The sequence below is a fragment of the Massilia sp. DWR3-1-1 genome (assembly GCF_049898325.1).
Lineage (GTDB): Bacteria > Pseudomonadota > Gammaproteobacteria > Burkholderiales > Burkholderiaceae_D > JAFCUW01.
In genome coordinates this window covers 1-6,173 of sequence record NZ_JAFCXL010000048.1, presented here as the reverse complement: position 1 = coordinate 6,173, position 6,173 = coordinate 1, and the positions used below count along the sequence as shown (strand labels likewise).

The window sequence follows — 6,173 nt, the reverse complement described above, 5'->3', positions numbered from 1 at the left end:
TCTGACGTTCACGGGCGTGTTGAAGCGGGAGAGCGTGGACATCAGTATGGATGGCCGGGGCCGTGCCTTGGACAACATCTTCGTGGAGCGCCTGTGGCGCAACGTCAAGTACGAGGACGTGTACTTGAACGGCTACGCGACGATGGGCGAACTGCATGCTGGCTTGACGCGGTACTTCGCCTTTTATAACGGCGAGCGGCCACACCAGGCGTTGCGCTATCAGACACCTGACCTGGTGTACGCGAGCGGCAAGGGTGGCGGCGCCATCATCGTCGATAAATACGGAAAAGTGCCAGAGAGTGCCATAGTCGACGAAGCGCAAGGGCAAGAAGCGACGACTGCTGGGGAGCATGGGGCGCTGCCCCAAAACCCGAGCTGCCGGGAGCCGACCGCCATGATTCCCACACTCGCCGATGCATGAATTTAAGCACGACAGGGCAGCGCTGATCCGCTGCGGGCGGGATCAAGACCATAGCTTAAACTCAGGCAAAATTTGTCTTGACGGTGGGGTCCACTTTAATCTTCTGTTGCCTCAGGACAGTTGAAACAGCGACTTATCAGGTCGCACCTGTGTTTTTATACAGTGTATCAGTGATGTCGTATCATGTTGTTTTCCTTCGGCGCGAAATTGTATGCATGAGTTTGAAGAAGCAATAAGAAACCTCGTTTCTATCGTAAACGCGTTCAGACAGACGGGTACGAACATCAATGCTGCCCCTGCAATGCCCGCGTTTTCGTATTTGTTGACACCCAAGCAGCGGGAAAGAATCGCAAAGATTTGCGCCAAAGAAGGTTGGGCGCCTACAAAGTGCGGCGGGGTGGAGATTAACGCCAGCACCGTCGATCACATCCTTGATTCCCGCTTAGCGCAGGGTGTCTCAGAGGAGTTTGTTGCGGACATCCTGGTTGCGGCCTACAACCAATTCTCTGAGATCCACGTCAACACGAAGTATAAAAACGAGGAAAATAAGGAACAGGCCTTTTTCTTGAATGGTATCAAGAAGCTGAAATTTGGTGAAGTGACTTGGAATGCTGTTGCTGTGGTCGCCCTGGAAAATTTGAATGATGCCGGCGAACGCCAACTGGCCTCTATTACTGCATATCATGCAGACGAGGCCAAAGTTCGGAAGATCAAGGGGTTGCCAAAGGCAAAGAAATAGGATGATTACGAGGAAGGACGGCCTTGTAAATAAATCTCCCTGAACTAAATCAGAGCAGAATCTTGCACATTTACAATTTCCCTTCATGTGACCTAGCTAGCCAGGCCTCGCAGCTCCGCCGACAAATTTTCTGCTGTCTGCGTAATCAGGACTGAATCATAGCACACAACCTAGCACATCGATCAAGCCCCTACGCGCGAAGTGTGCAACATCAAATGGTCAATGGACGACATGGCGAAGCACACCCTAGTGCTTCGGCTCACTACTGTATGTATTGACAGTAACTGGCGGGCATGCTACCCTCACAGCGTTCTTCAAAATATGCAGCAGACGGAACGCTGTGAGGGTAGCATGCCCGCCATCCGCAGCTCGATTTTTCCGTAATTTTGCTCGCTTCAAAAAGCTGCTTTTGCGCTTCATTTGGACTCTCCTACAGAGGGTTATCATAGCGCTCATTATACAGGAATTGCCTTTTAAAATCAGCGACTTAGGTCGTTTAATCGCTGCGTTTTTCGGGGTGGTGACGACGCCATAAACTGGATGGCCAGCGGCAACTTAATCAAGTTGCATAATCCCCAAAAGCACGTACGCGAGCCTGATCCGGTAACTACGATCGGCGTGGGGAAACGCTTTCACTCTGCCATCGAGCGCAGACGGATACTTGAGCGAGCTGCGGCCATTTGATCGATGTTTCGCCAGATCTGGGAAGGTGGCACACCGCTTTGCTGCGCGGCCTGTTGTCCGGCCACGAACACAACCGAAAGCGGCGCTTCATCGAGGAAGTGCAGAAACGTAGCTTCATCGTCAGGGGCAACTTTACCGGTGAGAAGCGCGGTTTTTAGCCGCTCGGGCGTCAACTATCGCGGTAGCTAACGCTACATGTTTTCGCCGCCATCCAGAGCCAATGCTTTGGCTTCACGGAGGCCAGCGTCTCGGGATCGAGAGCAAGCATAAATGCAAGGTCGCGCGGTGTATGATTCTCGCCTGCCAAGCTCTTGACCTGGTCAATCGCGAGCCCGAGAGCAGCGCAGCGCTCGATGATGGTTGGATTGTCGGCAGGGGTATCCATAACGTAAAGACTAATCAGAATTCTCGATCCACCCGTTCGCCTGGGCATATAGCATGCCGATCCGCAGCGAATTCGCATCGTGTAATGCGTGATGCGCACGCCGTTCCGGTGTGTAATAGGCTTGCATATGAGCACGAAGGTGCGGTTGTGCATTGTCGCCCATGGACCATGAGGTAAAAAGCATGGGTACCGGCGCCACATTCGGTGGCAATTGGGGCAGAAGCCACTGTAGTAATCGGAAATCAGTGTCAGGGCAATCCGTGACGATCACGACTTGATCACCAAGACCGGTCAGCCAGGCGGCGAGCCGATCGCGCAGGTTAGGAACACTTTGGACGTACTCACCTCCCCACAGGTGAGGCAGTACGTTGAAATGGACCCACTCGTTACACTGCACGGCGTAGTGGCTGGGCGGCAGCTCGGCATAGAACTGACAGCCGGCCTCGTCAACAAGACCAATCGAAATAAGGTCCGGCTTATCCTGGTGCAGGCCAGTAAATTCGGTATCAATAAAAACCAGCATCTACGCCCCACACTTTTCATCGACCACGGCAAGTGCCGCATCCGGCATCCGATCAACCATCATCACTCGCCCCCATCAATGCAAGCCACCTGAGCCGCACTTGGTGCGATGGGCTTAATCTCTTGGGCGATGGTCTTGCCAGCGGATATCCCGGCGACACGAAGGTCATAAGGGCTTTGCAGGTTTAACCAGCCTTGAGCCTCGCTGCCGAAATAACGTTCCAAGCGAAGGGCTGTGTCTGCCGTCACGCCGCGCGCGCCCTTGGTGATCTCGCTTAGGCGAAAGTATGGAACGTGCAGGGCCGAGGCCACAGCGCGCACGTTGAGGCCCGTGGGCTTGATATAGTCCGCCGCCAGGATCTCGCTGGGGTGGACAGGACGCATGCCATTTTTGAGCTTCATGCCGCCGATTCTACGCCCGACCAGATGGAGCCACCAATCTCGCTACAAGTACGCCTCATGATCAACTTCGTTTGAGCAACTCGATGAGCTGTGTAACGTCTAGACGCTTCCCGACGAGGGTAGGGCGGATACCCTCGAACTGATGGTACATGGCTGCGTACTCGCGCAAGGTGGAGGAATGCGAGTTGAGAGAGCGTCCTTGGAACCGCTGAAATCTGTTCATCTTTTCTACCAGGAAGGAAGCGATCGCCATTTGCGTTCCCTCCTGGTTGCCGTCAAATCCACGGAATTTGACATCCTTGGCCCAAGGGCCAACCTCCTGAACGATCTGTGCTTTCTGCTCAGGGGAAAGCACCTCGTAAGCCTCTTCGATGAAAGACCACATGTCGAGCACGTTGGTGACATGCTCCACATCCTGAGGGCTATCAGCATGGTTGTGGAACACGCCATTCATTTCCCACTTAGGCGCCCAGTAGTGACCACCGTAGATGACGTCAGCCAAGAACTGGGGGTTCATCTCTCCATGGGTGATCTCTAGTTTTTTATACAGATCTCCCATCATGAGCATCAGCATTTTTTCCCCATCGCTGAAATCAACGGCCCCTTTAGCTTTTACCGACAGACCAATGTCGATCAATCGGCGGGTCGCTTCCGCCCTTGTAAGGTTTTCTGCTTGTTCGCCGGCCCAGTCGTCGATTCTGCTCAATTGAGCCTCGTCCATACGCAGTTCCAGCCGTTCCGCTTTTGGCGCCATGTTGTGCTCCCTGATGGTGAATATTACATAATACCGTACAAATGTACGTATCGCAACACGGATGTACGGACAATGTGACTGCGCTTACTTATTATCAGGTTTGGCCCCAGATTATTACTGCTAAGGCAAGAAGAACAATGAGCACGAAAACAAGGCACCGAAGGCAGCCGCACCACTGCCCTGACCGACCAGGCCGCATTGCGCAGCTGCAGCAGCGGGCCGACCAGACCGCTGGAGGGCAATTATGTGGTGCAGCCGGCCAGCCATACCTGATTTATTTTGGACGCCATTTGGACAGGCTGACCGCCGCACCGCCGGCCAGCAGCAGCACTGCCAAGGCGGCTGCGCCAACCGGGCATTGGTTCAGGGTAATAACAAAGGTCGAACAGGCAAAAATAACTGCCGGGGAAAACTTGATTGACATGCTTACTCCATGAAGTCTGAAAAAACCGTATAGCGCTCATGGCGTCACAACTGAAGCATGGTTGCTTCGGTTTTCCTAAATGTTCCACCCAGTTAGCGCCTTTCCCTAGCGAATGCCGTATCTTCTACTCACATTGGCTAACTTCCGGAGGAGCGGGTGTGTGTGAAAACACGAACTCGGCCCTTTTTCAGGCGCGATTTAGGGGCGTGAGGGGCTAAAACACTTGTATGACCTCGCCAAACAGGTCAATCCACGTGTTTTCACACACGCCTGGTGAGGGACTCTACCGGCACGCACATTGACTAACGCTCTACCCAATACGTGATGAAAAACTTCCACGCCGCCGCCCCGTGATGAAGAACTCCCACGCTTTTTGAACCCGGCTGCGAAAATATGTTTTTCTACCGACAGCGCTGAACAGAACTTTTGCAGCAAAAGTTCTGCCCGCTTTCTCAGTAGACGACTTTGAACGTGGGGCTGTCTTCGGGGCGCAGGTGGCGACGGTCGTAGACGCGGGTGGTCGCAATGTTGGCATGTCCCAGCCACTCCTGAACTTTGGCGATATCCGCGTGGTGTTCGAGAGCATTGGTCGCGGCCGTGGCGCGCAGCGCATGAGGGCCGAAGCCGTCGACCTCGATACCGGCGCCCACTGCATACTTGGCCAGCATCTGGTACACGCCGCCTGGCGTAATGGCGCGCCCGGCGCCACGGGTGTTGTTGCTGACAGGCTGGAACAGGGGCGCGGCTTTATCAGCGCAGTGGCCCGCCGCTTCCAGATAAAACGCGATAGCGCCTGCCGCAGCCGGGTGCAGCGGCACGTAGCGGATCTTATTACCCTTGCCGTGCACGCGCAGGCTGCGCACGCCGCGTCGCTCCTGCAGGTCGATCAGATGCAGCGCGCATAGCTCGGCACGGCGCAGGCCGTGATACAGCAAGGTAGCCAGGATGGCGCGGTCACGCATGCCGCGCAGCGTCGAAGGATCGGGCGCCGCCAAAAGCGCCCGCGCCTGGTGGTCGGCGATCGCCGGCGTCTTACCCTCCGTACTTTCATTTTTGGGGCGTTTGACGCCATCGACCGGGTTGCCCTGGATGGCATTGGCCTCGCACAACGATTCAAACAACGAGGACAGGGCCGCGAGCTTGCGGCGGATGGTCGCGCCGCCGAGGGCCCGTAACTCCAGATCGCGGCGCCAGGCAAGCACGTGCGCGCGTGCCACGTCACGAAATGCCAAAGGATCGGTAATCCCGGTGTAGCGCATGAATTCCTCGACGTCGTTCTGATAAGCGCGACGCGTCTGCGGATTGTCGATGTTGGCGAACCAGGTCAGTGCCGGCGGCACGTCGGCCAGCTGGTGGAAGGCCGCGGCAGTCAATGCGCGTGGCGACGGTGTGGCCGGCATGACCTGGCTGGCAATTTGCAAATCGTCGGACATGGGATTCCTCTGGTCGATGCGTGATGACGCCACTTTACTGTTGATAACGTATTTTATCAATAGTAAATCCTGGCCGATCGCTCAAGCTGCGTTAACCGCAGGTAACTCACATTTAGTTGAAAACTGATCAAGGTTTATCGACAGCATCACTCAAATGCGACGACTTCATAGCTATTAGATACTCTTTTGTTTCTAATTTGCAACAAAAAAGAACGTTATCACGATAATTTTAATCAGACTTTCCAATTCTCACCATTTGTAACAATATGTATCAATTGAAGGTATTCATAGGGATCGTCTCAGAAAACGGAATTTAAAGTACGTTAAGACTTGGGCAGCGGACGCAGCGGCCTGAATTTCCCGACGCCGATCTTGGCGCTGTCGTGCCACAGGTAGTCGCCGGTCAGGT

7 protein-coding genes and 1 pseudogene are annotated in these 6,173 nt (G+C 54.7%); 2 read left to right on the top strand and 6 right to left on the bottom strand.

All coding sequences use genetic code 11. The annotated features are described in order from the left end of the window. A pseudogene (locus ACP7EY_RS23645) lies at positions 1-286 on the top strand (integrase core domain-containing protein); the annotation flags it as partial. A gap of 346 nt (positions 287-632) precedes the next feature. Further along, the gene (locus ACP7EY_RS23640) at positions 633-1,160 is read left to right on the top strand and encodes a hypothetical protein (protein WP_426197704.1); all 528 of its coding nucleotides are present in this window, start codon (positions 633-635) and stop codon (positions 1,158-1,160) included. Positions 1,161-1,792: 632 nt separating this feature from the next. Here ACP7EY_RS23640 and ACP7EY_RS23635 read toward each other — a convergent pair. From ACP7EY_RS23635 to ACP7EY_RS23610, 6 genes are all read right to left on the bottom strand, one after another. Next, complete coding sequence (locus ACP7EY_RS23635) at positions 1,793-2,017, bottom strand: hypothetical protein (protein WP_426197703.1); 225 nt, start codon at positions 2,015-2,017, stop codon at positions 1,793-1,795. 222 nt (positions 2,018-2,239) lie between these two features. Continuing rightward, positions 2,240-2,752, bottom strand: a complete 513-nt coding sequence (locus ACP7EY_RS23630) for a hypothetical protein (RefSeq protein ID WP_426197702.1) — start codon at positions 2,750-2,752, stop codon at positions 2,240-2,242. A gap of 62 nt (positions 2,753-2,814) precedes the next feature. Next, positions 2,815-3,153, bottom strand: coding sequence for a HigA family addiction module antitoxin (locus tag ACP7EY_RS23625; RefSeq protein ID WP_426197701.1), 339 nt, complete (start codon positions 3,151-3,153; stop codon positions 2,815-2,817). Positions 3,154-3,214: 61 nt separating this feature from the next. Continuing rightward, a complete protein-coding gene (locus ACP7EY_RS23620) occupies positions 3,215-3,907 on the bottom strand; it encodes a YfbU family protein (RefSeq protein ID WP_426197700.1) in 693 nt (230 codons plus the stop codon). A 274-nt stretch (positions 3,908-4,181) separates the two neighbouring features. Next, entirely contained in the window at positions 4,182-4,331 is a 150-nt protein-coding gene (locus ACP7EY_RS23615) for a hypothetical protein (RefSeq protein WP_426197699.1), read from the bottom strand. A 452-nt stretch (positions 4,332-4,783) separates the two neighbouring features. Further along, positions 4,784-5,764: a tyrosine-type recombinase/integrase gene (locus ACP7EY_RS23610; RefSeq protein ID WP_426197698.1), complete on the bottom strand. Its 981-nt coding sequence runs from the start codon at positions 5,762-5,764 to the stop codon at positions 4,784-4,786. Between the last annotated feature and the right edge of the window lie 409 nt (positions 5,765-6,173).